Source organism: Sphingomonas sp. PP-CE-1A-559 (assembly GCF_004340965.1).
Classification (GTDB): Bacteria; Pseudomonadota; Alphaproteobacteria; order Sphingomonadales; family Sphingomonadaceae; genus Sphingomonas.
On the sequence record NZ_SLYA01000002.1, the window covers coordinates 43522 to 68549 of the forward strand.

Below are 25028 nucleotides of genomic sequence, written 5' to 3' on the forward strand. Positions count from 1 at the left end.
GGCAAGGCTTTCGTGGCAGCGATCCTTCCATGACGACGCATTCCATCGACCAACCGATTCCAGCCCACCCCATCGCAGTCGTGATCCTCGCTGCCGGCAAGGGTACGCGGATGAAATCTGATCTTCACAAGGTGCTTCACCCGATCGCCGGCCGACCGATGTTGCTACACCTCGTCGCAAGCGCGGCGGCGTTGCAGCCGGCGAAGACCGTCGTCGTGACGGGGGCAGGGCGTGAACAGGTCGAAGCGGCGGTGGCGCCGCTTGGGATCGCCACTGCGCTCCAGGCGGAACAACTCGGCACCGGTCACGCGGTCGCGCAGGCCCGCGAAGCGCTGGCCGGGTTCGAGGGCGACGTCCTGATCCTCTACGGCGACGTGCCTTTGGTCACCGCCACGACGATGCAGCGGATGATCGACCGGTTGCACGGCGACGACACGCCCGCCGTCGTCGTGCTCGGCTTTCGCCCCGCAGATCCCGGCGCCTATGGCCGCGTTATCGCCGATGCCGCGGGCCGGATGGACCGGATCGTCGAGTATAAGGACGCGTCGGAGGCGGAGCGCGCGGTGACGCTGTGCAATTCCGGGCTGATGGCGGTGCGCTCTACCGACCTGTTCGCGCTGCTCGACCGGCTCGGCAACGACAACGCGGCGGGCGAATATTACCTTACCGATATCGTCGAGCTTGCCGCAGCCGCCGGCCGATCGTCCGCGGTCATCGAAACCGGCGCGGACGAAGTCGCCGGCGTCAACAGTCGCGGTGAACTCGCCAGCGTTGAAGGGGCATGGCAGGCAACGCGACGCGCGCAGGTGATGGCCGACGGCGTCACGTTGATCGCGCCCGACACGGTCTGGTTCTCGCACGACACGGTCCTCGGCCGCGACGTCGTGATCGAGCCCAACGTCGTGTTCGGCCCCGGCGCGCGCATCGCCGACGGCGCGACGATCCACGCGTTCAGCCACATCGAGGGCGCCTCGGTCGGCAAGGGCGCGAACGTTGGTCCGTTCGCCCGCCTCCGCCCCGGCGCGGACCTGCATGCGGATGCCAAGGTCGGCAATTTCGTCGAGGTGAAAAAGGCGATCATCGGCGAAGGCGCGAAGGTCAGCCACCTTACCTATATCGGCGACGCGGACATCGGCGCTGGCGCGAATATTGGCGCGGGGACGATCACCTGCAACTACGACGGTTATTTCAAATACCGCACCGTGATCGGCGAGGGCGCGTTCATCGGTTCGAACTCCGCACTGGTCGCGCCTGTCACGATCGGCGCAGGTGCCGTCGTCGCCGCGGGATCGGTCGTGACTCAGGACGTCGAGGCCGATGCGCTGGCACTGGTCCGCCCGCCGCAAATCGCGAGGCCCGGCTGGGCCAGGCGCTTTCGCGACGGCATGATCGCGCGTAAGGCCGCGCAGGCAAGCGGCAAGTAAGACCCGTTCCACGGAGTATGATGTAAATGTGTGGTATCGTTGGAATCCTGAGCGATGAAGATGTTGCCGGTCGTCTCCTGGATGGCCTGAAGCGGCTCGAATATCGTGGCTATGATTCGGCCGGCATCGCGACCGACAATGACGGCGCGATCGAGCGGCGTCGGGCGTCGGGCAAGCTGGTCAATCTGGCGAACGAACTCGCCGCGCATCCGCTGCCCGGCAAGACCGGTATCGCGCATACGCGTTGGGCGACACATGGTGGACCGACCACCAACAACGCGCATCCGCATGCGACCGGCGAGGTCGCGGTGGTCCACAACGGCATCATCGAGAACTTCAAGCCGCTGCGCGACGAACTGATTGCCCGCGGCCGGACGTTCACCAGCGAAACCGACACCGAAGTCGTCGCGCATCTCGTCAGCGAAAAGATCGAGGCGGGGATGGACCCCGTGTCGGCGGTCCGCGAGATCCTGCCGCGCCTGCACGGAGCGTTCGCGCTCGCCATCCTGTTCCGCCAGCATGCCGATCTCCTGATCGGCGCGCGGCTCGGCTCGCCTTTGGTCGTCGGTCACGGCGAGGGCGAGATGTATCTCGGCTCCGACGCACTCGCGCTCGCGCCGCTGACGCAGCGGATCGCGTATCTCGACGAGGGCGACTGGGTCGTTCTGACCCGCGACGGCGCGCAGGTCTACGACCGCGACAACGCACCCGTGGAGCGCGCTATCACGATTTCTGGGATCACCGGCGACGTGATCTCGAAGGGCAACCACAAGCATTACATGCTGAAGGAAATCTACGAGCAACCGATCGTCGTCGCACAGACGCTGCGCTCGTATCTGAAGCGGATGGAAGGCGAGATCACGCTGCCGATCCCAGAGTTCGACCTGTCGACCATCAAGCGCGTGACGATCGTTGCGTGCGGGACGAGCTTCTACGCGGGCATGGTCGCCAAATACTGGTTCGAACAGTTCGCACGCGTCCCCGTCGACCTCGATGTCGCGTCCGAATTCCGCTACCGAGAGCCGGTGATGGAGGAGGGCGGCCTTGCTCTCTTTATCTCGCAGTCGGGCGAGACCGCGGACACGCTCGCGGCGCTGCGCCACGCCAAGGCCGAGGGCCAGAAGATCGCGGTCGTCGTCAACGTGCCGACCAGCACGATGGCGCGCGAGGCCGACCTGCTGTTGCCGACCCATGCGGGGCCTGAAATCGGCGTGGCATCGACCAAGGCGTTCACCTGCCAGTTGGCAGTTCTCGCGGCACTTGCGGCCAATCTAGCGCATGCCAAGGGTCTGCTGACGAAGGACCAGGAACGCGAGATCGTCCGCCACCTCGCCGAGGCACCCGCCGCGCTTAATGGCGCGCTCGCGTATGACGAAGCGATCGAGGCGATGGCGCACAACATCGCCGGCGCGCGCGACGTGCTGTATCTCGGCCGCGGCACGGATTACCCGCTGGCACTCGAGGGTGCGCTCAAGCTGAAGGAAATCAGCTACATCCACGCCGAGGGCTATGCCGCGGGCGAGATGAAGCACGGCCCGATCGCACTGATCGACGAGCATGTCCCGGTCATCGTCATCGCACCGTCGGGGCCGTTGTTCGACAAGACCGTCAGCAACATGCAGGAAGTCATGGCGCGCGGTGGCAAGGTCGTGCTGATCTCGGATTACGACGGCATCCAGGCAGCCGGCGAAGGCTGCATGGCGACGATCACCATGCCCAAGGTCCACCCGCTGATCGCGCCTTTGGTCTATGCGGTGCCGGTGCAGTTGCTCGCGTATCATGTGGCGGTGCTCAAGGGCACGGACGTCGACCAGCCGCGGAATCTCGCGAAGTCAGTGACGGTCGAATAATCTGTTCCCCCACCCATTACACCACCCCGGCGAAGGCCGGGGCTCAATTGGGGGGGAGGAGGTAACCGAGGCGCGGTCCTCCGTTACAGCGACCTTTCCAATTGGGCCCCGGCCTTCGCCGGGGTGGTGCGTCTGGTAGGCGGCGAGCGCCAATTTCTTTCGGGCGCGCGCATCCCTCGATTGACTAAGATTGTGCGCCGCGTCACAACCCGCGGCGTCGATGTCGGGCAACCGGCATGGCACCGCGCGGGAGAGCGTTTCCGGTCCTTTCAGGGCTGATGGAACCGCCGAAGGAGCAACCACCCCGGAATCTCTCAGGCACCAGAGACCGCGCGAGGCTGATCGACACTCTGGAAAGCGTCCTGGCGTTCGCGCCGAGGGCCACCGAAGGGGTAAGCGCTGGACAAGTCCGCCGCGAAAGCTCTCAGGTCCCGTGACAGAGGGGGTTAGGATCGTTGCACCCATTGGTGCCGCGCGCCCCTTCGACGGAGACCGGATATGAGCGATTACGCCAGCATCATCGACCAGGCGGACGACTACGTCGAGCCCGAGGTCCTGCCGTTGCCGCTCGACGCATGGCATCGCGCCCACGGCGCGCGGATGGTCGAGTTCGCCGGCTACGAGATGCCGATCCAGTATGAAGGCATCATGGCCGAGCACGCCTGGACGCGCGACTCGGCGGGGCTGTTCGACGTCAGCCATATGGGCCAGCTCGTCTTCTCCGGCGAAGGCGTCGCGCACGCGCTCGAAACCGTCCTGCCGGGCGACATCGCAGGGCTCGGCGAGGGCAAGATGCGCTACTCGCTGCTGCTCGCGCAGGACGGCGGTATCCTCGACGACCTGATGGCCACGCGCCTTCCCGACGACCAGCCGTCGCCGTTCTCCGCGCAGGACGTCGAGCCCGAAGCGTACGACCCGCTCCACCCGTCGCCGACCGCGAGCGGCAGCTTCTACGTCGTCGTCAACGGCGCGACCAAGTATGACGACATCAGCTACCTGATCGAGCATCTCCCCGACGACGTCACGATCAACATCCTCGAAGACCAGGCGCTGCTCGCGGTGCAGGGTCCCAAGGCGGTCGAGGCAGTCGCGCGGATCGTCCCCGGCATCGACGGCCTAGTGTTCATGACCGCCGGCGCGTTCCACTGGAACGACGTCCCGCTCTGGATCAGCCGCTCGGGTTACACCGGCGAGGACGGCGTCGAGATTTCGTTCCCCGCCGAGCATGCCGTGGCGTTTGCCGACGCCTTGCTCGCACTTCCGGAGATCAAGCCGATCGGCCTCGGCGCGCGCGACTCGCTGCGTCTCGAAGCCGGCCTGCCGCTCTACGGTCACGACCTCGACCCCGAGATCACGCCGGTCATGGCCGACCTCGGTTTCGCGCTGTCGAAGCGCCGCCGCGAAGCCGCCGACTTCCCCGGTGCCGAGCGTATCCTCACCCAGCGCGAGCACGGCCCCGCCACCAAGCGCGTCGGCCTGATCGTCGAGGGGCGCCAGCCCGCGCGCGAAGGCGCCGAAGTGATCGACGACACCGGCGCGACGATCGGCCGCCTCACCAGCGGTGGTTTCGCACCCACCCTCGGGAAGCCGATCGCGATGGCCTATGTGCCGCTCGCGCTGTCGACGCCAGGCACCCGCATCGAGATCGCGCAACGCGGCAAGGTCCACACCGCCACCGTCACCGCGATGCCCTTCATTCCCCACCGCTACGTCCGCGCAGGAGCCAAGTGATATGAGCCGTTACTTCACGCAGGATCACGAATGGGTCGATGTCGACGGTGACGTCGGCACCGTCGGTATTTCCGAATACGCGCAGAGCCAGCTCGGCGACGTGGTGTTCGTCGACGTTCCCGAAGCCGGCAAGACGCTGAGCAAGGGCGACGAAGCCGCGGTCGTCGAGTCGGTCAAGGCCGCGTCGGACGTGTACTCGCCGGTCTCGGGCACCGTCACGGAGGGCAACGCCGCTTTGACCGACGATTCCAGCCTGGTGAACTCGGATGCCGAAGCGGCGGGCTGGTTCTTCAAGCTGACGCTCAGCGACCCGAGCGAACTCGACAGCCTGATGGACGAAGCCGCCTACGCAGCCTTCGTCGAAGGGCTTTAAGTCACTGCTCCCCTCCCGCTTGCGGGAGGGGTCGGGGGAGGGGCTAATACAGTCGTTCCCCGTCTCATTCCCTCCCCCGACCCCTCCCGTGAACGGGAGGGGAGGAGACTAGAATGCGCTACCTTCCCCTGACTCAGCCCGACCGCGCGGAAATGCTCGCCGTCATCGGCGCCGCGACGATCGACGACCTGTTCGTCGACGTGCCCGAAGCCGCGCGCCTCGACGGCCCGGTCCGCGACCTGCCGATGCACGCCTCCGAAATGGCGGTCGAACGCCACATGTCGGCACTCGCGAAGAAGAACCTCACCGCCGGCGAAGCGCCGTTCTTCCTCGGCTGCGGCGCGTACAAGCATCACGTCCCCGCGTCGGTCGACCACTTGATCCAGCGCGGCGAGTTCCTCACCGCCTACACGCCGTACCAGCCCGAAATCGCGCAGGGCACGCTGCAGATGCTGTTCGAGTTCCAGACTCAGGTCGCGCGGCTGCTCGGCACCGACGTCGCCAACGCCTCGATGTACGACGGCTCGACCGCGTGCTGGGAAGCGATCGTGATGGCCCGGCGCATCACCAAGCGGGGCAGGGCGATCCTGTCGTCGGGCCTCCACCCACATTACGTCTCCGTCGCCAACACGATGGCCAAGTTCACCGGCGACGTGCTCGACACGACCGCGCCCGAACTGGTCGCCGACATGGACCTCGACCAGCTGATCGCGAAGATCGACGACGACACGTCGTGCGTCGTCGTCCAGTACCCCGACATCCTAGGCCGCATCGCCGACCTGCGCCCGCTCGCGGATGCGTGCCACGCGAAGAAGGCGCTGCTGATCGCGGTCGTCACCGAGCCGGTCGCACTCGGCGCGATCACCTCGCCCGGCGAGATGGACGCGGACATCGTCGTCGGCGAAGGCCAGTCGCTCGGCGTCGGCCTCCAGTTCGGCGGGCCTTATGTCGGCCTGTTCGGCTGCAAGGACAAATATGTCCGCCAGATGCCAGGCCGTCTCTGCGGCGAGACCGTCGACGCGGACGGCCGCCGCGGCTTCGTCCTCACGCTGTCGACCCGCGAGCAGCACATCCGCCGCGAGAAGGCGACGTCGAACATCTGCACCAACTCCGGGCTCTGCGCGCTGGCCTTCTCGATCCACATGACGCTGCTCGGCGAAGCCGGCCTGCGCCAGTTGGCCGAGGTGAACCACGTAGGCGCGGTGTCCGCCGCCGAGCGCCTGTCGCAGATCCCCGGCGTGGAACTGGTCAACGACAGCTTCTTCAACGAGTTCACGCTGAAGTTGCCCGTCGAAGCCCGCCCCGTCGTCCGCACGCTCGCCGATCGCGGCATCCTCGCCGGCGTATCGCTCGGGCGTCTTTACCCCGGCCAGGACGCCCTCGCGAACGGCCTCGTCGTCGCCGTGACGGAAACGACCACAGCGGAGGACGTCGAAACGCTTGCGTCCGCACTCCAGGAGATACTGGCATGAGCATCAACCAGAGCGGCTGGCGCCCAAGCTCGCCCGAGCAGAACACGGGTAATGTCCCCGCATCGGTAACCGGCAACAAGGCCCTGATGCTGGAAGAAGCGCTGATCTTCGAGATCGGCGACACCAACACCACTGGCGTAGATTTCGATACCTTCGGTTCTCCTGCGAACGCAGGAGCCCAGGGTTCCAAGGACGCCGCTCGCAACCCTGGCTTCCTGCGTGCGCAGGAAAACAAGCTGGGCGGGTTGCTCCGCACCGCACCCATCGGCCTCCCCGGTCTCTCCGAGCCCGAAACCGTCCGCCACTACACCCGCCTGTCGCGCCAGAACTACGGCATCGACCTCGGCTTCTTCCCGCTCGGCAGTTGCACGATGAAGCACAACCCGCGCCTCAACGAGAAGATGGCGCGGCTCCCCGGTTTCTCCGACGTCCACCCGCTCCAGCCGGTCGACACCGTCCAGGGCGCATTGGAAGTCATCCACCAGCTCGCACACTGGCTCGTCACGCTCACCGGCATGACCTCGGTCGCGATGAGCCCCAAGGCGGGCGCACACGGCGAACTCTGCGGCATCCTCGCGATCCGCGCGGCACTCGAAGCCAAGGGCGAAGGCGCGCGGAAGATCATTCTCGTCCCCGAGAGCGCACACGGCACCAACCCTGCCACCGCCGCGTTCGCCGGCTATAGCGTAGAGGACATCCCCGCCACCGCCGAAGGCCGCGTCGACACCGCCGCGCTGAAGGCCCGACTCGGCCCCGACGTCGCCGGCGTGATGATCACCAACCCCAACACGTGCGGCCTGTTCGAGCGCGACATGCGCGAGATATCCGACGCGGTGCACGCGGCGGGTGGCTTCGTCTATTGCGACGGCGCGAACTTCAACGCGATCGTCGGCCGCGTCCGGCCAGGCGATCTCGGCATCGACGCGATGCACATCAACCTCCACAAGACGTTCTCGACGCCCCACGGCGGCGGCGGCCCGGGCTCGGGTCCGGTGGTGTTCTCGGAGGCTTTGACGCCCTACGCACCGCTCCCGTTCGTCGAGAACCAGGACGGCCAGTTCGTCCTCGTCGAGGAGGAAACCGCAGGCGAACATCACGCCGGCAGCTTCGGCCGCATGGTCGCGTTCCACGGCCAGATGGGCATGTTCACGCGCGCGCTGACCTACATCATCAGCCACGGCGCGGACGGCCTGCGCCAAGTGTCGGAGGATGCGGTGCTCAACGCGAACTACATCCTGCGCAGCCTCGACGACACGCTCGACGCACCGTTCGGCCCCTCGGGTCCGTGCATGCACGAGGCGCTGTTCTCGGACTCGGGTCTCGCCGCCGGCTTCTCGACGATCGACATCGCCAAGGGCCTGATCGACGAGGGCTTCCACCCGATGACGATGTATTTCCCGCTCGTCGTCCACGGCGCGATGCTGGTCGAGCCGACCGAGACCGAGTCGAAGGCGGCGCTAGACCAGTTCATCGCCGCGCTCCGCTCGGTCGCCGAACGCGCCAAGGCCGGCGACCCAAGCCTCAAGACCGCCCCGCACTTCGCCCCCCGCGCTCGCCTCGACGAGACTCTCGCGGCACGGAAACCGGTACTGGTCTGGAAGGACCCCGCCCCGCTGGCGCAGGCGGCGGAGTAAGGGAAGCAGGTGACCTTCGGGGTGTGACGCTTCCACCCGAAGAATAATACCACCCCGGCGAAGGCCGGGGTCCAATTGGGCGACGCTGCTGAGGGATGGCGGCGTATCGTTATTGCCACCTTTCCAATTGGGCCCCGGCCTCCGCCCGGGGTGGCAGTTCAAATGTGTCGCCGCCTCTTTTACCTCGGCTGTATTGCTGCCATGCTACACCAATTGAAGGTGATCGCGTGGGGGACGCAATGCAGACGCACGAAGCACAAGGCTGGATCAGCTACGCGATCACCGCAGTCGTCATCGGCATAGTCTTCGCGGTCCGCTGGCGCCGCATGAGTATCGTAAAGCCGCTCAAGCTCGAACGCCTCTGGGTCTTCCCCGCGCTCTACGCCGCCGTCACGCTCTACATGTTCGCGATGTACCCGCCGCACGGCCTCGCCTGGCTGTTCTGCGTGCTGGCTTTGGTCATGGGCGCAGCGCTCGGCTGGCAGCGCGGCAAGCTCATGCGGATCACGATCGACCCCGACAGCCACGCGCTCAACACGACGTCCTCCCCGGCAGCGGTCCTGTTCATCGTAGCGATCGTCGCAGTCCGCATCGGCGCGCGCGCGGTGATCGGCGACGGCCAAGCCCTCCACCTCGACGCGTTCGCCATCACCGACATGCTGGTCGCGCTCGCGCTAGGCTTGTTCACCACCCAACGCATCGAAATGTACCTCCGCGCCAAGCGGATGCTCGAAACGGCACGCGTCCGCTAACCCGCCGCTACCGTACGATCCTCCCCCGCAAGGGGGAGGTGGCTGGCCCTTTGCCAGACGGAGGGGGAGGAAAGGGCAACCTTTGTTGCGTGTCCTCCCCCTCCGACGCCGTCGGCGCCACCTCCCCCTGGCGGGGGAGGATCGAGGGGTTCGCCATCAAGCGATCGCTTGCTCGGTCTCTTCCCGCCGCCGCACATGTTCGCGCCAGACGATATACAATCCGCTCGCCACGATAACCGGCGCCCCGACCCATGTCGCCTCCGCCGGCAGCGTGTCGAACACCAGCCACCCCAGCAGCGTTGCCCATAGCAAGCTCGAATAATCCATCGGCACCACCACCGACACCGGCCCGAGCCGCAACGACGTCGTCATCGCGATCTGCGCCAGCCCGCCGAATATCCCGACACTCGCCAGGCAAATCCACGCGACCAGATCATGCGACTGCGCCGCCCGCCCGTAGAACACCGACAACGGGATCAACGACAGCGCCGAGAACCAGAACACCGTCGTCAGCGCGCTCTCGGTCTTGCCGATCTGCCGCAACAGGATCGACACGCTCGCCGTCCCGAACGCTCCCGCCAGCGCACACCCGGCACCCCATAACGGAAAGTGATCCCCGCCCGGCTGCGCGACGATCAACACGCCCGCGAACCCGGTCGCGACCGCCGCCCAGCGATGCCACCCGGTAGGCTCGCGCAACACCAGCGCCCCCAGGATCGTCGCGAACACCGGCACCGTGAACCCGATCGTCGTCGCCTCCGCGAGCGGCAACGCAACGATCCCGTTGAACGTGAACGCCATCGCCGACAGCCCGACGATCGCGCGGACGATGTGCGCCGGCAACCGCTTGGTAGCGATCGAAGGCAGACCCGGCCCCGCGACGATCACCGCCGACACCAGCAAGCATGCGCCGAACTGGCGGAAGAACAGGATCTCCGACACGCTCGCGCCGTGCCGCTCGGCCAACTTGATCGCGGTATTCATCAGCGCGAAGATCACGACCGACAGCAACCGCATGCCGATAGCGGGAAGGATGCGGTCGGTGGGCATGCGCGACCCCTACGCAAACCACCGCCGCGTCGCCACCCCGCAACTCACACGTGACGAACCCCCGCGCACCCGCTATCCGCACCCCATGATAAAGCGCGCACTCCCCGTCACCCGCGAGGCGGATTTCTCCGCCTGGTACCAGGCCGTCATCTCCGAGGCCGATCTCGCCGAGGAATCCGGCGTCCGCGGCTGCATGGTCATCCGCCCGTGGGGCTACGGCATCTGGGAGCGTATCCAGCGCCTGCTCGACGACCGGATCAAGGCGACCGGCCACGAGAACTGCTATTTCCCGCTGTTCATCCCGCTCTCGTACTTCGAGAAGGAGGCCGAGCACGTCGACGGGTTTGCCAAGGAAATGGCCGTGGTCACGCACCACCGCCTCAAGGCCGACGGTTACGGCCGCCTGATCCCCGATCCCGACGCCAAGCTCGAGGAGCCGCTCGTCGTCCGCCCGACCTCCGAGATGGTCATCGGCGCCGCGTTCGCGCGCTGGGTCCAGTCGTGGCGCGACCTGCCCGTGCTGATCAACCAATGGGCCAACGTCGTCCGTTGGGAAATGCGCACCCGCATGTTCCTGCGCACCAGCGAGTTCCTCTGGCAGGAAGGCCACACCGCGCACGCCACCGCTGACGAAGCCCGCGACGAGACGCTCAAGATGCTCGAAGTCTATCGCGACTTCGCGGAGGAGTGCCTCGGCGTCCACGTGATTGCCGGCGAGAAGCCCGAGAACGAGCGCTTCCCCGGCGCCGTCGCGACCTATTCGATCGAGGCGATGATGCAGGACGGCAAGGCGCTCCAGGCCGGCACCTCGCACTTCCTCGGCACCAACTTCGCGTCGGCGCAAAACATCCGCTTCCAGAATGCGGGCGGCGAGTTCGAGCTGTGCAACACCACCAGCTGGGGCGTGTCGACGCGGATGATCGGCGCGGTCATCATGGTCCACGGCGACGACGACGGACTGCGCGTGCCGCCGATGATCGCCCCGTGGCAGGTCGTGATCGTGCCGATGCTGCGCGACGTCCCCGAAGACGCGGCGATCGTCGAATACTGCAAGTCGCTCCAGGCCGAACTCGCCAAGCAGTCCGCGCTCGGCGAACCGGTCCGCGCGCTGCTCGACCTGAAACCCGCCAAGGCCGCGACCAAGCGCTGGGGCTGGGTCAAGAAGGGCGCGCCGATCGTAATCGAGGTCGGCGGCCGCGACATGGCCGGCGGCAACGTCACGGTCATCCGTCGCGATCGACTCTACCGCGAGGACGGCAAGCTCGACAGCGTCGCAACGCCGCGCGACGCGTTCGTCGGCGACGTCTCGGGCATGCTGCATGACATCCAGGCCACGCTCCACGTCGAATCGATGAACCGCGTGAAGGGCAACATCGTCCCCGCCAACGACTTCGCCGCGGTCGAAGCGCATTTCGCCGATGGCGTGAAGAACCCCGGCTGGGTCGACGTCCGCTGGTCCAAGCCCACTGGCGCGGCACTCGACAAGGTCGTCGAGCGGTTGAAGGCGCTCAAGCTCACGATCCGCAACGCACCGATGGGGCAGACCGGATGTGACGACGGCGCCTGCATCTTCACGGGCGAACCCGCGGTGGAACGCATCCTGATCGGCCGCGCCTACTAGGCCCTGACAAGCTGGGACCGGCGTCACGTCCAAGGCTGCTTACCGGCGCTGTGCCGGGAGTAGCCTGGATACCCGATGCCCTAGAGCAACCGAAACGGACCGGTCTGTAGGCTGTGTCGCCATGCTCCGTCTGCTATCATCCCCGTGGCTTTGGCGGGGCGATATTAGGGGGCGGCTATGGGCGTGACCGGGATCGGCGGCTTCTTCTTCCGGGCAAAGGACCCGGAGACGATACGCGCATGGTATGTCGAGCATCTCGGTGTCGGCTCAGTGCCCTATGGATCGTGGGAGACGCAGGCCGGACCCAGCGTCTTCGCGCCGTTCGCGGTCGACGCCGATTATTTCCCCGCGGATCGGCCCTGGATGCTCAATCTGCGCGTCGACGACCTCGACGGCCTGATCGCGACGCTCCGCGCGGCCGGGATTGCGGTGATCACCAATCCCGAGTGGGACATGCCGGGCTTCGGCCGTTTCGCCCGCATCCACGATCCGGAAGGCAACCCGATCGAACTCTGGCAACCCGAGGGTGCTGCATGAGGACGATAAGCGTTAAGTTGGTCTGACGAGCTGCCGGGTTCGTGGCGTACCAGAACTCGACCGGGCGAGCGCCAAGACTTCCCCTCTCCCTGAAAGGGAGGGGCCGGGGGGTGGGTTGGCCCAATTGAGCCATGACGGTTCGGACGCACGGAAGCTGACCCACCCCCAACCCCTCCCTTCCAGAGAGGGGGGCAGAACGGCAGGTCTGACCCGCGTGGGGGATAGCGCGGGGATCGCCCGCTGAGCCATCCACCGCGCCACCCGCCAAGCCTCCGCTCAAAACAACTCTCCCTGCGGCCCTCGCGGCGCCCGGAACAGATCGCTCCGCAAAGCCACCCGCTCCCGGTTCAACCCGTGCTTAGCGCACGCAATCCGGAACCGCGTTCCCAGCAGGTCCGCCCAAGGCCCTTGCCCCTGCATCCGCGTGAAGAAGTTCGGATCGTTATCCTTTCCCCCGCGCAGCGACGCAATCGTCGCCATTACCTTCCCAGCGCGATCCGGGAAATGCTCGTCGAGCCAAGCCCGGAACAGCGGGGCCACCTCATGCGGCAATCGCACCGGGATGAAGAACGCCCGCGTTGCCCCAGCGTCGGCCGCGCGCGCGATCAGATGCTCGATCTCGTGATCCGTAATTGCCGGGATGACCGGCGCGATCGAAACGTAGACCGGCACGCCCGCGGCCGCGAGCTTGCGCACCGCCGCCAGTCGTCGCTCGGGATGCGGCGCGCGCGGCTCGATCGTCGACGCCACCTTCGAATCGAGTGACGTGATCGACATTGCCACCGCCGCGAGGCCTTTCGCCGCCATCGGTGCCAGCAGGTCGATATCGCGCACCACGCGGTCGGACTTGGTGGTGATCGTCAGCGGATGATCGGTCTCAGCCAGCACCTCGATGATGCCGCGCGTGATCCGCCAGTCGCTCTCGATCGGCTGGTACGGATCGGTGTTCGTCCCCAACGCCATCGGCGCACAAAGATAGCCGGGCTTGCCGAGCTCGACCCGCAACAGCGCTGCCGCGGACGGCTTGGCGAACAGCTTGCTCTCGAAATCCAGTCCCGGCGACAGGTCGTGAAACGCATGGCTCGGCCGCGCGAAGCAATAAATGCAGCCGTGCTCGCACCCGCGGTAAGGATTGATCGAACGGTCGAACGGTACGTCCGGCGAGGCATTGCGGCTGATGATCGTCCGCGGCGTCTCGACCGTCACCGTCGTGCGCAGTTTGGGCGCGATCCCGTCGATCCCCTCGCGCATGTCGAGCCAGTCGCCGTCAGCCTCGGTCCGCGGCAGGTTGAACCGCCGGCTCTCGCTATTTAGCGTCGCACCACGATCCGGACGGGCCTGTTTCATGCAACGAAACTAAACGCCGCCCGGGAACATAGCAAGAACGAAATCAGAAGCGAACGCCGAGCCCTGCAACTACCTGATGCCGGCTGAAATCTAGGCTCGCCTTGTCGGTGCCGTCGGTGATCTCGTAGCCGTTATAGTCGGTGTAGACATATTCGAGCTTGCCGTAGAAATTGCGTCCGAACGCGGTCTGCACGCCTGCGCCGGCATGGAAACCGCTCAGATTGTCCGACACGCGGAAATTGTCCTGGGGAAAGTCACGGTCCGAATAGCCGATGCGGATCTGGCCGTTCGAATAGCCGCCCTTGATGTACAACACCGTGTTAGGGTTCAGCAGGAAGCCGCCGCGTACGCCTGCCGTCAGGTTGCGCCCGGGGGTAAGGCACGTTTCCGTCCCGGTGCCGGGGAAGCACTGCTCGACGCTCGATCCCTCGATGCCGCCATAGACGCCCAGCATCATGTCGGTGTTCACGACCATGTCGTAGCCGAGTTCGCCACCATAAGTGACGCCGCTCTTGCCCTCGCGCACGCTAGCCGAGTCGTCCGCGGTCTCGACGTTCAATTCGGTGATCACGCGGTCGTACCCGATGCGCGGCTCGGCACGGAAACCGCTGACGCCGTCGGTTGCGCCGTAGCCCGGTCCGGCATCGCGGCCGAAATCCTGCCCGGTATCGGACTGTGCGAACGCAGGCGCCGCCGGCGTTGCGGCGAGTGCCGCGATAAGCATGAACTTGTACATTAGACGATATCCCCTTTGGACCGGCCCCCTGGCCTATTCCACGCCGGGTTCATGGATTCGACGTGCCTTCCAGACGGTTAATTCGGTGGTGAAACATTCGTTTTCGATCTGTTTGCACCGGTGCGAATGATCGCTCGCAGAGGTGCGGCAGAGCGCCTAGGGCAGAGAGATGACGGAACAGATCACAACGGTGGAGCGCGCCTTCGAGTTAGCAAGATCGGGTGCGTGCAACTCGGTCAACGACTTGCGCCAACGGTTGCGGCGCGAGGGGTATGACGCGGTGCATCTCCATCTGCACGGGGCTTCGATCAACAAACAGCTGGTCGACCTGATTCACGCCGCTAAGGGCTGAACTCCGGTCACGTTATACGCCGCGACGCGGCCCGCTACCCTAGCGGACCGCGCAACGCCGGTCACTTCTGTGCGAGCTCGGTCGCCTTCGGCATGTTCAGTCCGGCTTCAGACCATTGTGCGGAAGTCCGGCAGGTTTTCCGATCGATCCGTGTTCCGGTCATTGCGAGTTCGGTCAGGCAATATTGACCGGTTTTCGCCTCGTATTTGAGAACGGTCTTCTGTTGTGGATCCGACGGTGCTGCGAAGGCTGGCGCGCTGGCGACGAGCACGGTGGCGAGGGCTAGGCTCTTCAGGATGGTCGAGATCATGGTGGCGTCCTTCGATGGTTGAGACGCGCCCGGTTGGGCGGTATCCAAACCTTTGCATCGACCGTGCCAGTTATGTAATACAGCAGCACACAGCGTTGAAGGTGTTCAATTAGCGAGATATTATCGCCAGTTCATGACGCAGCCCCGGTCAGTTCTGACTGGTGGGATGCGCCACAACTTGGCAAAAATTGCAGCAAATTGGGAGGGGCGATCTTCTCGTACCCCTCGCTCTCTCGCACGCCAGTCAGGGGCCGCAGCAGCTAGTCGGGGACGGGAAGGCAGGGGAGTTACCAGAGCCCCCCAAATAAAAGGTTCAGCGCTCCAGCAGTCGTGGCATCAGCTCGACGAAGTTGCAGGGGCGGTGGCGGCTGTCGAGCTGGTCGCGCAGTATGCCGTCCCAGCCGTCCTTCACTGCCCCGGTCGAGCCGGGCAGCGCGAAGATATAGGTGCCATGCGAGACGCAGGCGCACGCGCGCGACTGGACCGTCGATGTGCCGATCGTCTGGTAGCTGAGCATGCGGAACAGCTCGCCAAACCCAGGAATCATCTTCTCCGCGACCTGTTCGACCGCTTCCGGGGTCACGTCGCGCCCCGTCACACCGGTGCCGCCTGTCGTAATGATGCAGTCGACCTCGGGGTCGCCGATCCACGCGTGCAGGCGCGACACGATCGTCTCGACGTCATCCTTCTCGATCCGGCGGTCGGCGAGAACGTGACCCGCCTCGGTCAGTCGCGCGACCAGCGTATCGCCCGAGCGATCTTCTGCAAGGCCACGCGTGTCCGACACGGTCAGCACGGCAATTCGGACCGGCAGGAACGTCCGGCTCTCATCGATCGGCATGAAACTCAGTCCGCGCGCGTGACGGTGGTGGACTGCGGCCCGACGCTGGCATTCACCGCGACGGTGGCATTCAAGGGCGCCGTGCTCGCACGATATTGCGTGTACGGCTTGGCCGCCATCCGCACCGCGGTCGCACCCGGCAGGCCGGGGAAGCGCGGCCACATGCCCTGCGCCAGCGCGTTGCGGCTGGTCGATGCCTTCTTGCCGCCCTGCGCCTCGTACATCCAGTAATTGCGCAGCACGGTGGTGACGTATCCGCGCGTCTCCCAATACGGGATGCTCTCGATATACATCAGCGGATCGCCATTATCGTGGACGATCGCGTTCCAGTCGCCAACGGGGCGCGGACCTGCATTATACGCCGCGATTACCTTGGGCAGCAGCCCGCCGGTGACGCCTGCCATGTCGCGCAGCCGCTCGAGATGGCGCTGGCCGACATCCATGTTGGTGCTCGGCTTGGTCAGCGCTTTCACATCGATCGAGGTGCCACGCTCGCGCGCGAAATCGGTCGCGGCGGCGGGCATGATCTGCATGAGACCATACGCGCCGGCCGGGCTCTTGATCGTGTTGCGGAACCGCGATTCCTCGAGCGTGTGCGCGTAGACCAGCGCCTTGTCGATGTGCCAGCCGCTGTCGGGCGTCCAGTTCGGCGTCGGATAGCGCGCCTCGGCGGTCGACGTGACCCCCTGCGGGCAGTTGTGCGCAAGCCATACCGTGGTCGCCGGCAAGCTCAGCGCTTCCGCCACGCGGACCAGGTTGGCGAACTCGCGCGGATCGCCGATCTTGGCCTGCTGGCGGATGACGGTATCGGCCAGGTCGGTCTCGCCGACCTCGACCAGCGCCGCCGCGACGCGCACGTTCGGGCGCTTGCCGACGACCTTCCAGTCGCTGGCCACGAGCCCGCCGACGGACGTGCCCTTGTCCTTCATCGCCAATTGCTGGCGCGCTAGCTGGCCGTAGAAGCTCTCGCCGAACTGGGCCGCAACCTTCAGTCGACCCTCTATCTTGTCGGGGCGCGAGCACACCATGTCCGCACGCGACGCCCAGTACAAAGCCGCCGCGCGGAGATCGACGTCGCCGGCCCGTGCCGCAACACCTTCGAACCCGGTCTCGGCATTCGCGCAGTCGTTCTGCCGCCATGCCGAAAGAGCGCCGACCCAGCGGCCCTGGACGGCCCAGTCGCCGACGCCGTCCTGTGCCTTCGCCGCCATCACGCGCGCGTTCACGTCGTCGCCCTGGAGGAAATAGATCCACGCGATCTTCTGCTGCCACTCGGTCAGCGCTTCCGGAGTAAGCCCTGGCGTACTCTCCAGCAGGGACTGCGCCTCGCGGCCCATGTCCGCCTTGACGTAAGGCTGCATCTTCAGCGCGAGATCGGCGGCGATCATGTCGCCCTGCAGGCTCTTGGCGCGGACGCGACGCGGGGCGCCGTCCTGCCAGATCAATCGCTGGGCTGTGGGGAGGGGAGGCAGGTCGACCGCGCCACGAGTAGTCGCGAGGCGCGAGATCTGTGCGGCTTCGGGGAGTTCGGGCGCTTCGTTGAGCAGCGCGACCAGCGGCTCCATCTCGACACGCGGCGAACCCTTCGCCGTATACATCTCGGCGCGCGCGATCGCATGCAGCGGGCCGGGCTTCATCGTGTCGAGCCCGATCTGCGCGTCGGTCCACTTGCCGTCGCGGATTGCGGCGAACACGGTCTTGTAAGCCTCGCGCTGGCTGGCGTCGAGCTGGTCGGGGATCTGCTCAATCGTCGGCGCGCCGATCAACTGCATTGTGCCGAGCCGCGCGTCGCCAGCAGGCTCACCGGCAACGGTCGCCGCGAGTGCTGGAAAGGGAAGGGCGCTGAGCCCCAGAACGATAGCTAGAGTCCGAATCATCTCACACCCTCTTGCGACGTCAATCCGCGCATCAGCATCTGCAAATCCTTCCAGGCCTCGGCCTTGGCCGCGGGCTTCTCGATCAGAAACCGCGGGTGAAAGCTCGCGACCACGCCGGTCTCGTCGGGAGCTTCGCCAGACGCCGAACCGGACCCCGTTTCTCCGGTCTTATGGTTAAATCCGTGTAAACGCCCGCGGGCCGCCTGCAATTCCGTCCCGAGGATCGCACGGCTCGCCGCATTGCCGAGCAGCAACAACCGCTTGGGCGCAACCAACCCGATGTGATGCTTGGCGATTTCCGACAGCCGTGCCTCGACCTCGCTCTGGATCCGGCCCGCGGTCGGCCGCTTCGCGCAGACCGCCGCGAGATGCACTTCGTCGCGCGTCAGACCGATCGCACCGAGCATCTTGTCGAGCAACCGTCCCGATGCGCCACTCAGCAGCGCCCCGGCATCGCCGTCATCGCGATCGGGACAATCGACAAGCACCATGACCGTAGCGTCAGCCGGACCTACGGCAGCGAGCGAAACCCCGCTCCAGTCCGCCTCGGGAACCTCCGCACTGCTCCGCCACGCCAGGAAATCGGCGAGCAAAAGCGGCATGGCGGACGGTGCGACGACCGGCGCAACAGGTGCTGCGGCTGGTAGGACCAGCGGTTCGGGCGCCGCAAACCAGTCGCGCGGGACGTCGTCGACCAGCGTGTCGACGCCAGCCTCGTGCCACCAATCGAGCGCGCTCGCGGCGGCGTTTCGCCAATCGATGGTTTGATCCGCCCCCACTGGGTAACCTATGCTGCATGGTTGACGTGGCGGTCAACTCGCGCAATCGCCATATTGGACAAGACGGTGCCGGCCCGAGCCCGAACGAAGGGTGGGGCGCAAAGCTATGGCAATAGGGGACATCCCCCGGGAGACGATGATGACGACACGTGAATCGATGCCGTACGACGTGGTGATCGTCGGCGCTGGCCCGGCCGGTCTCTCGGCAGCGATCCGCCTGAAACAGCTGGCGGCCGAGAAGGACGCCGAAATCAGCGTCTGCGTGCTCGAAAAGGGCTCCGAAGTCGGCGCGCATATCCTGTCGGGCGCGGTGATCGATCCGAAGTCTCTCGACGAACTTCTGCCGAACTGGCGCGAAGACGGCTGCCCGCTCGCCGAGGTGCCGGTGACCGAGAACCATCACTGGATCCTGACCAAGACGAAGAAGAGCGAGATGCCGCACTTCGTCACGCCCTCGTTCATGCACAACAAGGGCACCTATACCGGCTCGCTCGGTAACCTGTGCCGCTGGCTTGCGGGCAAGGCGGAGGAACTCGGCGTCGAGATCTTCCCGGGCTTTGCCGCGGCGGAAATCCTGTTCAACGACGACGGCTCGGTGAAGGGCGTGGCGACCGGCGACATGGGCGTCGCGCGCGACGGCACGCACAAGGGCGACTACACCCCCGGCCTCGAACTCCACGCCAAATACACCTTCTTCTCGGAAGGTTGCCGCGGTCACCTCACCAAGGAACTGATCCGCAATTTCGCGCTCGACAAGGACAGCGACCCGCAGGTCTACGGCCTCGGCATCAAGGAGCTGTGGGACATCGATCCCGAACTCCACGTCCCCGGCCGCGTCATCCACACGCAGGGCTGGCCGTTGTCCGAGACGGACGGCTCGAACGGCGGCGGCTGGATCTATCACCAGGCGAACGGCCAGGTCTCGATCGGCTTCGTCACGTGGCTGAACTACACCAACCCGTATCTCTCGCCGTTCAGCGAGATGCAGCGCTGGAAGACGCATCCCGAGATCGCCGCGCTGCTGAAGGGCGCCAAGCGCGTCAGCTACGGCGCGCGCGCGATCAGCGATGGCGGGCTGCAGTCGATCCCCAAGCTCGTCATGCCCGGTGCGGCTCTGATCGGCGACAGCGCAGGCTTCCTGAACGTGCCGCGGATCAAGGGCACGCATACCGCGATGAAGTCCGGCATGATGGCCGCCGAGGCCGCGGTCGAGGCGATCGTCTCGCAGCGCGGCCATGACGAGCTCGCCGCCTATCCCGAGGCGTTCGAGAAGTCGTGGGTCAAGAAGGAGCTGTCGGTCGTCCGCAACGTCGTGCCGCTGGTCAAGAAGTTCGGCGACCTCGTCGGCTCGGGCCTCGCCGGCGTGACGATGTGGATGGAGCATCTCGGCATCAAGGTGCCCTTCACGATGCACCATCACCCCGACAATGAGAGCCTGTGGCGCAAGGATCTCGTCAAGCCGATCGTCTATCCGAAGCCCGACGGTGTCCTGACGTTCGATCGCCTGTCGTCGGTGTTCGTCTCGAACACCAACCACGAGGAGGATCAGCCGGTCCACCTGACGCTCAAAGATGCGAGCGTGCCGATCGCCTACAACCTGCCGATGTACGACGAACCCGCGCAACGCTATTGCCCGGCCGGCGTTTACGAAGTCGTCGGTGAGGACACGGCCGATCCGAAGTTCGTCATCAACGCGCAGAACTGCGTCCACTGCAAGACCTGCGACATCAAGGACCCCACCCAGAACATCAACTGGGTCGTACCCGAGGGCGGCGGAGGCCCCAATTATCCCAACATGTAAGCGTCTGTTTTTAGCCCTAGGTCTTGCCGTGGCGGCGCCTGCCACGGCTGCGCCTGCCACGGCTGCGCCTGCCACGGCGGCGCGGGCAGATTTGTCCGCGTATCTGAAGGCCCGCGCCGCCGACGCTGCCGGCGAGACGGGCCTTGCCGCCGCAAGCTATGCCAAGGTGCTGGCCGCGGCGCCCGACGACCCCGTCGTCGCGATTCGCGCCTATCGCGAGGCGCTGGAGGCGGGCGATATGCCGCTTGCGACCCGCGCCGTCGCAGTATTGAACAAGGCCGGCGTCGCGCCCGCGGACGCCGCGCTGATCCCGCTCGCCGATGCGGCGCGACGCGGCGACGCGAAGGCCGCCAGCGCCGCGATCGCAACACTGTCGGGTGGCCCACTCGTGGTGCTTGCGCCCTCGCTCTACGCCTGGGTCGCGCAGGCAGAAGGTCGCGATCCCGAACCCTCGCTCGCCACCGCCGCGAAAGACCCGGTCGCCAACCGCTTCGCCACCGAATCCCGCGCGCTGATCGCCGCGGCACCGCGCAAGCAACCGCTCGCGATCGGCGTCTCGCGCCTGCTCGCCCGCCTCGCCAGCGACCTCAGCGCGGGCGAGCCGTCACCGCTGTCGATTGCGCTAACCCAGGCAGCCCTGCGCGCCGACCCCAGCTACGACGCAGCGCGCGTGCTCCTCGCCGACGCGCTCGCCCGCAACAAGCTGGTCGACCGCGCGCTCGTGGTGCTCGACGGCATCGACGCGAAAAGCCCCTCCGCCCCGGCCGCCGCCGCCGAACGCATCGACATCCTCGCCACCGCCGACCGCAACGGCGAAGCGCTCGCCGCCGCCAAGAACCGCGTCGACCAGAAGGGTTCGGAGCCCGCCGACTGGCAACGCTACGCCGACCTGTTGCTGACCACCGGCAACCCCGCCGCAGCGGCGACGTGGTACCAGCGCATCATCGCCGCCGACGGCGCGAAGGGCGGCAGCTGGGGCAACTGGCTGCAATATGGCGGCGCACTCGACCAGGCCGGCCGCTGGCCCGAAGCGCGCGACGCACTGGAAAAAGCCGTCGCCCGCGGCCCCGCGCAACCGCTCGCGCTCAACTATCTAGGCTTTGCGCAAGTCGAGCACGGCGACGACATCCCCGCCTCGATCAAGCTGTTAGAACGCGCCACCCGCCTCGACCCGACCAACGCGTCGATCACCGACTCGCTTGGCTGGGCTTACCACCTCTCCGGCAACACTGCCCAAGCGCTCCCCCTGCTCGAAATCGCCGCGCAAGCCGAACCCACCAACGCCGAAATCGCCGACCACCTCGGCGACGCCTATTGGAGCGTCGGCCGAAACTACGAAGCACGCTACGCCTGGCGCGCCGCCTTGCTGACCGCCGAACCCGCAGACACGGCACGCATAACCGCCAAGATCGCCAACGGCCTCCCGCCACAAGCCCGCCGCTGAAACAACGGCCCCCGCCCCAAAAACTGAGAGGGAAGGGGATTGCTCCGCCAACATCCGTCACCCTAGCGAATGCTGGGGTCTCCCACGAGGCGCGCACCGCCCGCCAAACGATGATATCCCAGCGTGCGCTGGGATGACGGTCGATTGTTGGCTAAGCGCATGGGCAAAGCACGCACCAAGCCCGCCGCCAACTCCCGAGACCCTCAATGCCCGCCATCACCGAACCCGCCCCCGCCAAGATCAACCTGGCCCTTCACGTCCGCCGCCGCCGCCCCGACGGCTACCACGACCTCGAAACGCTCTTCGCCTTCGCCACCGACGGCGACCTGATCACGGTAGAACCCGCCCAAACCAACAGCTTCACCATAACCGGCCCCTTCGCCGCAGCACTCCTGCCCGCCCAAAACGCTGCCCCAACCCCCAACACCACCCCGGCGAAGGCCGGGGCCCAATTGGGGACGGACAATGACGAAGCACCCCGCTCGTCCGGCGCCGCCCCCTGGCAAGGCAACCTGGTAACCGCCGCAGCAGACGCCTTCACCACCGCGTTCGCCCCCGAGGCTCACCACGCCATAACCCTGGAAAAGCACCTCCCCATCGCCTCAGGCATAGGTGGAGGCTCCGCCGACGCCGCCGCCACGCTCCGTGCGCTGGCCCGCCTCCACGGCATAGCCCCAACCGACCCCCGCCTCCACGACATCGCCGCAAAGCTCGGCGCAGACGTCCCCGCCTGCCTAGCCAACCGCACCACACTCGGCACCGGCAGAGGCGACACTCTCACCACCCTCGAAGGCCTGTCCGGCACCCCCCTCCTGCTCGTAAACCCAGGCGTCGCGGTCTCCACCGCCGCCGTCTTCAAGACCTGGGACGGCCACGACCGAGGCCCGATCCCCGAAGGCAATCTCCTCGACCGTGCAAAAGCCGGCCGCAACGACCTAGAACCCCCCGCGCTGGCCCTCGCCCCCGTAATCGCCGAAGTCCGCACGCTCCTCGACGCAGCACAAGGCGTCCTCCTGTCCAGAATGTCTGGCTCCGGCGCCACCTGCTTCGCCCTGTTCGAAACCCCCGAAGCCAGAAACACCGCCGCCACCGCCGCCCAAGCCAAAGGCTGGTGGACGCTCGCAACAAAGCTCGCCTGATCGATAGATAGGCGGCGGCACCTTTGAGACTGGTCGCCGCGTTGCCGCAACCGCCCGTCATCCTGACGAAAGTCAGGATCCAGAGCGGCAAACGAAACCGCCCGTCACAACCAGTTGCCGACACCATCGATGAGTTGATCGCCGCCAAACCCGCGCTCGAACAACCGGAACCGTTCTCGACCAAACTCTGCCCGGCCCATCTCGTCATCCAGACATGTTCGGCACTTATCCCCTTGGAACATGTGTGAGTCTGCAGTCATACGGCACCACGCCCTTCCCTTGTTCTCCCGCGAAGGCGGGAGCCCAGTCTGGATCCCCGCCTTCGCGGGGAGACATATTTTATTTGCGAGAAAGGACAGCAGCCGGCGCGTTCTGGGGCCAGCGCTCCGCATACTCAAAGGTCGACAAGCGCGGACCGGTGGATGCTGAACCAAGCCCCGCATGACGAGGATTGGCAACCACCCACGGCCGTTACCAAATGTCCACCTTTTCCGAAAAACCCATCGTTCCCCACTTGTTCCAAAAGAACAAAGAGAATACATGGTGTTTGACGCGTTGAATGGCACGCGCGCTTGCTTTAGCGATGGGAGCATATTCGATGGCCGCTAATCTGAAAGTGATCGACACCGGCATGGCAACCGCAACCAACGACCGGCAGAAGGCGCTCGACGCCGCGCTCGCGCAGATCGACCGCGCCTTCGGCAAGGGCTCGGCAATGCGCCTGGGCTCCAAGGAAACCATGCAGGTCGAGGTCATCTCGACCGGCTCGCTCGGGCTCGACATCGCGCTCGGCGTCGGCGGCCTGCCGCGCGGCCGCGTGATCGAGATCTACGGTCCGGAGTCGTCAGGCAAGACCACGCTCGCGCTCCACGTGATCGCCGAAGCGCAGAAGGGCGGCGGCACCGCCGCGTTCGTCGATGCCGAGCACGCGCTCGACCCGGTCTACGCCAAGAAGCTCGGCGTCAACATCGACGAACTGATCGTGTCGCAGCCCGACACCGGCGAGCAGGCGCTCGAGATCGTCGACACGCTGGTCCGCTCGAACGCGATCGACGTGCTGGTGGTCGACTCGGTCGCAGCACTCGTGCCGCGTGCCGAAATCGAAGGCGAGATGGGCGACAGCCATGTCGGTCTCCAGGCCCGCCTGATGTCGCAGTCGCTGCGGAAACTGACCGGCTCGATCAGCCGCTCGCGCTGCATGGTGATCTTCATCAACCAGCTCCGCATGAAGATCGGCGTCATGTACGGCAACCCCGAGACGACGACCGGCGGCAACGCGCTGAAGTTCTACGCCTCGGTCCGGCTCGACATCCGCCGCATCGGTGCGATCAAGGCCGGTGAAGAGGTCACGGGCAACCAGACCCGCGTGAAGGTCGTCAAGAACAAGGTCGCCCCGCCGTTCAAGCAGGTCGAGTTCGACATCATGTACGGGCAGGGCGTCTCCAAGCTCGGCGAGATCCTAGATCTCGGCGTGAAGGCGGGCCTGGTCGAAAAGTCCGGCGCGTGGTTCAGCTATGACAGCGTGCGCCTTGGCCAAGGCCGCGAGAACTCGAAGACGTTCCTCAAGGACAACCCCGAAACCGCCGACCGCCTCGAAAAGCAGATCCGCGCACGCACCGACAAGGTCGCCGAAGAAATGATGGCCGGCCCCGAAGAAGGCGACGACGCCTAACCCTACTTTCCCTCTCCCTCAGGGGAGAGGGAGGGACCCATTGCCTTCGCAATGGGAGGGTGAGGGCACGCTGCATGGCTCACGGCTCACGGCTCATGGCTCATGGCTCATGGCTCATGGCTCATGGCTCATGGTGGTCGAGGGTACGCTCGGCCTATGGTTTAGACACATGGTGAACTGACGCCGCATCCACTCACTCTCAGCACCACCCCGGCGAAGGCCGGGGCCCAGTTGGCATGACCCCGCAAATAAAATCCCGCGCTAAGCCAAGCTCTTTAGCGGCATG

At 66.0% G+C, this 25028-nt stretch carries 22 protein-coding genes and 1 riboswitch; of the genes, 15 read left to right on the top strand and 7 right to left on the bottom strand.

Annotated features, from left to right (window positions below):
* Window positions 1-29: 29 nt before the first annotated feature.
* From glmU to C8J42_RS05670, 7 genes are all read left to right on the top strand, one after another.
* The gene (glmU, locus tag C8J42_RS05640) at window positions 30-1424 is read left to right on the top strand and encodes a bifunctional UDP-N-acetylglucosamine diphosphorylase/glucosamine-1-phosphate N-acetyltransferase GlmU (RefSeq protein ID WP_133019266.1); all 1395 of its coding nucleotides are present in this window, start codon (window positions 30-32) and stop codon (window positions 1422-1424) included.
* A gap of 26 nt (window positions 1425-1450) precedes the next feature.
* Window positions 1451-3274 carry a glutamine--fructose-6-phosphate transaminase (isomerizing) gene (glmS, locus tag C8J42_RS05645; protein WP_133019267.1) on the top strand — a complete coding sequence of 608 codons (1824 nt, stop codon included), beginning with the start codon at window positions 1451-1453 and terminating at the stop codon, window positions 3272-3274.
* A 237-nt stretch (window positions 3275-3511) separates the two neighbouring features.
* Window positions 3512-3615: riboswitch (glycine riboswitch) on the top strand.
* A gap of 157 nt (window positions 3616-3772) precedes the next feature.
* Window positions 3773-5005: a glycine cleavage system aminomethyltransferase GcvT gene (gene gcvT, locus C8J42_RS05650; protein WP_133019268.1), complete on the top strand. Its 1233-nt coding sequence runs from the start codon at window positions 3773-3775 to the stop codon at window positions 5003-5005.
* 1 nt (window position 5006) lies between these two features.
* Window positions 5007-5378, top strand: a complete 372-nt coding sequence (gene gcvH / locus C8J42_RS05655) for a glycine cleavage system protein GcvH (protein ID WP_132735659.1) — start codon at window positions 5007-5009, stop codon at window positions 5376-5378.
* 113 nt (window positions 5379-5491) lie between these two features.
* Window positions 5492-6850, top strand: coding sequence for an aminomethyl-transferring glycine dehydrogenase subunit GcvPA (gcvPA, locus tag C8J42_RS05660; protein WP_133019269.1), 1359 nt, complete (start codon window positions 5492-5494; stop codon window positions 6848-6850).
* Window positions 6847-8484 carry an aminomethyl-transferring glycine dehydrogenase subunit GcvPB gene (gene gcvPB, locus C8J42_RS05665; RefSeq protein WP_133019270.1) on the top strand — a complete coding sequence of 546 codons (1638 nt, stop codon included), beginning with the start codon at window positions 6847-6849 and terminating at the stop codon, window positions 8482-8484. Before gcvPA ends, gcvPB begins: the two co-directional genes overlap by 4 nt.
* Before the next feature lie 239 nt (window positions 8485-8723).
* Complete coding sequence (locus tag C8J42_RS05670) at window positions 8724-9236, top strand: CcdC protein domain-containing protein (RefSeq protein ID WP_133019271.1); 513 nt, start codon at window positions 8724-8726, stop codon at window positions 9234-9236.
* 156 nt (window positions 9237-9392) lie between these two features.
* On the opposite strand, the gene C8J42_RS05675 is transcribed toward C8J42_RS05670, so the two are convergent.
* Window positions 9393-10286, bottom strand: a complete 894-nt coding sequence (locus C8J42_RS05675; protein WP_133019272.1) for a DMT family transporter — start codon at window positions 10284-10286, stop codon at window positions 9393-9395.
* 85 nt (window positions 10287-10371) lie between these two features.
* Here C8J42_RS05675 and C8J42_RS05680 point away from each other — a divergent pair, with 85 nt between their 5' ends.
* Together C8J42_RS05680 and C8J42_RS05685 are read left to right on the top strand one after the other, a co-directional pair.
* Window positions 10372-11907: an aminoacyl--tRNA ligase-related protein gene (locus C8J42_RS05680; RefSeq protein WP_133019273.1), complete on the top strand. Its 1536-nt coding sequence runs from the start codon at window positions 10372-10374 to the stop codon at window positions 11905-11907.
* 177 nt (window positions 11908-12084) lie between these two features.
* Window positions 12085-12444 carry a VOC family protein gene (locus tag C8J42_RS05685; RefSeq protein WP_120299805.1) on the top strand — a complete coding sequence of 120 codons (360 nt, stop codon included), beginning with the start codon at window positions 12085-12087 and terminating at the stop codon, window positions 12442-12444.
* Between the two features lie 276 nt (window positions 12445-12720).
* Here the strand turns inward: C8J42_RS05685 and C8J42_RS05690 are convergent, their stop codons facing one another.
* Together C8J42_RS05690 and C8J42_RS05695 are read right to left on the bottom strand one after the other, a co-directional pair.
* Window positions 12721-13791 carry a PA0069 family radical SAM protein gene (locus C8J42_RS05690; protein WP_120299806.1) on the bottom strand — a complete coding sequence of 357 codons (1071 nt, stop codon included), beginning with the start codon at window positions 13789-13791 and terminating at the stop codon, window positions 12721-12723.
* 43 nt (window positions 13792-13834) lie between these two features.
* Window positions 13835-14527, bottom strand: coding sequence for a porin family protein (locus tag C8J42_RS05695; RefSeq protein WP_133019274.1), 693 nt, complete (start codon window positions 14525-14527; stop codon window positions 13835-13837).
* A 169-nt stretch (window positions 14528-14696) separates the two neighbouring features.
* On the opposite strand from C8J42_RS05695, the gene C8J42_RS05700 reads away from it, so the two are divergent.
* Window positions 14697-14879 carry a hypothetical protein gene (locus C8J42_RS05700; protein ID WP_056057360.1) on the top strand — a complete coding sequence of 61 codons (183 nt, stop codon included), beginning with the start codon at window positions 14697-14699 and terminating at the stop codon, window positions 14877-14879.
* Between the two features lie 61 nt (window positions 14880-14940).
* Here C8J42_RS05700 and C8J42_RS05705 read toward each other — a convergent pair whose 3' ends face one another.
* The 4 genes from C8J42_RS05705 to C8J42_RS05720 form a co-directional block, all read right to left on the bottom strand.
* Window positions 14941-15189, bottom strand: a complete 249-nt coding sequence (locus C8J42_RS05705) for a hypothetical protein (protein ID WP_133019275.1) — start codon at window positions 15187-15189, stop codon at window positions 14941-14943.
* Between the two features lie 313 nt (window positions 15190-15502).
* The gene (gene moaB / locus C8J42_RS05710) at window positions 15503-16030 is read right to left on the bottom strand and encodes a molybdenum cofactor biosynthesis protein B (RefSeq protein ID WP_056057366.1); all 528 of its coding nucleotides are present in this window, start codon (window positions 16028-16030) and stop codon (window positions 15503-15505) included.
* Window positions 16031-16035: 5 nt separating this feature from the next.
* On the bottom strand, window positions 16036-17907 hold the full coding sequence (locus C8J42_RS05715; RefSeq protein ID WP_133019276.1) for a lytic transglycosylase domain-containing protein: 1872 nt from the start codon (window positions 17905-17907) through the stop codon (window positions 16036-16038).
* Window positions 17904-18686 (bottom strand): uracil-DNA glycosylase, encoded by a 783-nt coding sequence (locus C8J42_RS05720; RefSeq protein ID WP_133019277.1) that lies wholly within the window; start codon window positions 18684-18686, stop codon window positions 17904-17906. The genes C8J42_RS05715 and C8J42_RS05720 overlap by 4 nt, the downstream gene beginning before the upstream one ends.
* A gap of 139 nt (window positions 18687-18825) precedes the next feature.
* Between C8J42_RS05720 and C8J42_RS05725 the strand changes: the two genes are divergently transcribed.
* The 5 genes from C8J42_RS05725 (at window position 18826) to recA (ending at window position 24742) form a co-directional block, all read left to right on the top strand.
* Entirely contained in the window at window positions 18826-20487 is a 1662-nt protein-coding gene (locus C8J42_RS05725; RefSeq protein ID WP_133019278.1) for an electron transfer flavoprotein-ubiquinone oxidoreductase, read from the top strand.
* A gap of 28 nt (window positions 20488-20515) precedes the next feature.
* The gene (locus tag C8J42_RS05730) at window positions 20516-21931 is read left to right on the top strand and encodes a tetratricopeptide repeat protein (protein WP_133019279.1); all 1416 of its coding nucleotides are present in this window, start codon (window positions 20516-20518) and stop codon (window positions 21929-21931) included.
* A gap of 206 nt (window positions 21932-22137) precedes the next feature.
* Complete coding sequence (locus C8J42_RS05735; protein ID WP_133019280.1) at window positions 22138-23070, top strand: 4-(cytidine 5'-diphospho)-2-C-methyl-D-erythritol kinase; 933 nt, start codon at window positions 22138-22140, stop codon at window positions 23068-23070.
* A 23-nt stretch (window positions 23071-23093) separates the two neighbouring features.
* Entirely contained in the window at window positions 23094-23318 is a 225-nt protein-coding gene (locus C8J42_RS05740; RefSeq protein WP_132833388.1) for a hypothetical protein, read from the top strand.
* Between the two features lie 350 nt (window positions 23319-23668).
* Window positions 23669-24742: a recombinase RecA gene (gene recA / locus C8J42_RS05745; RefSeq protein WP_056047175.1), complete on the top strand. Its 1074-nt coding sequence runs from the start codon at window positions 23669-23671 to the stop codon at window positions 24740-24742.
* The last annotated feature ends 286 nt before the right edge of the window (window positions 24743-25028 follow it).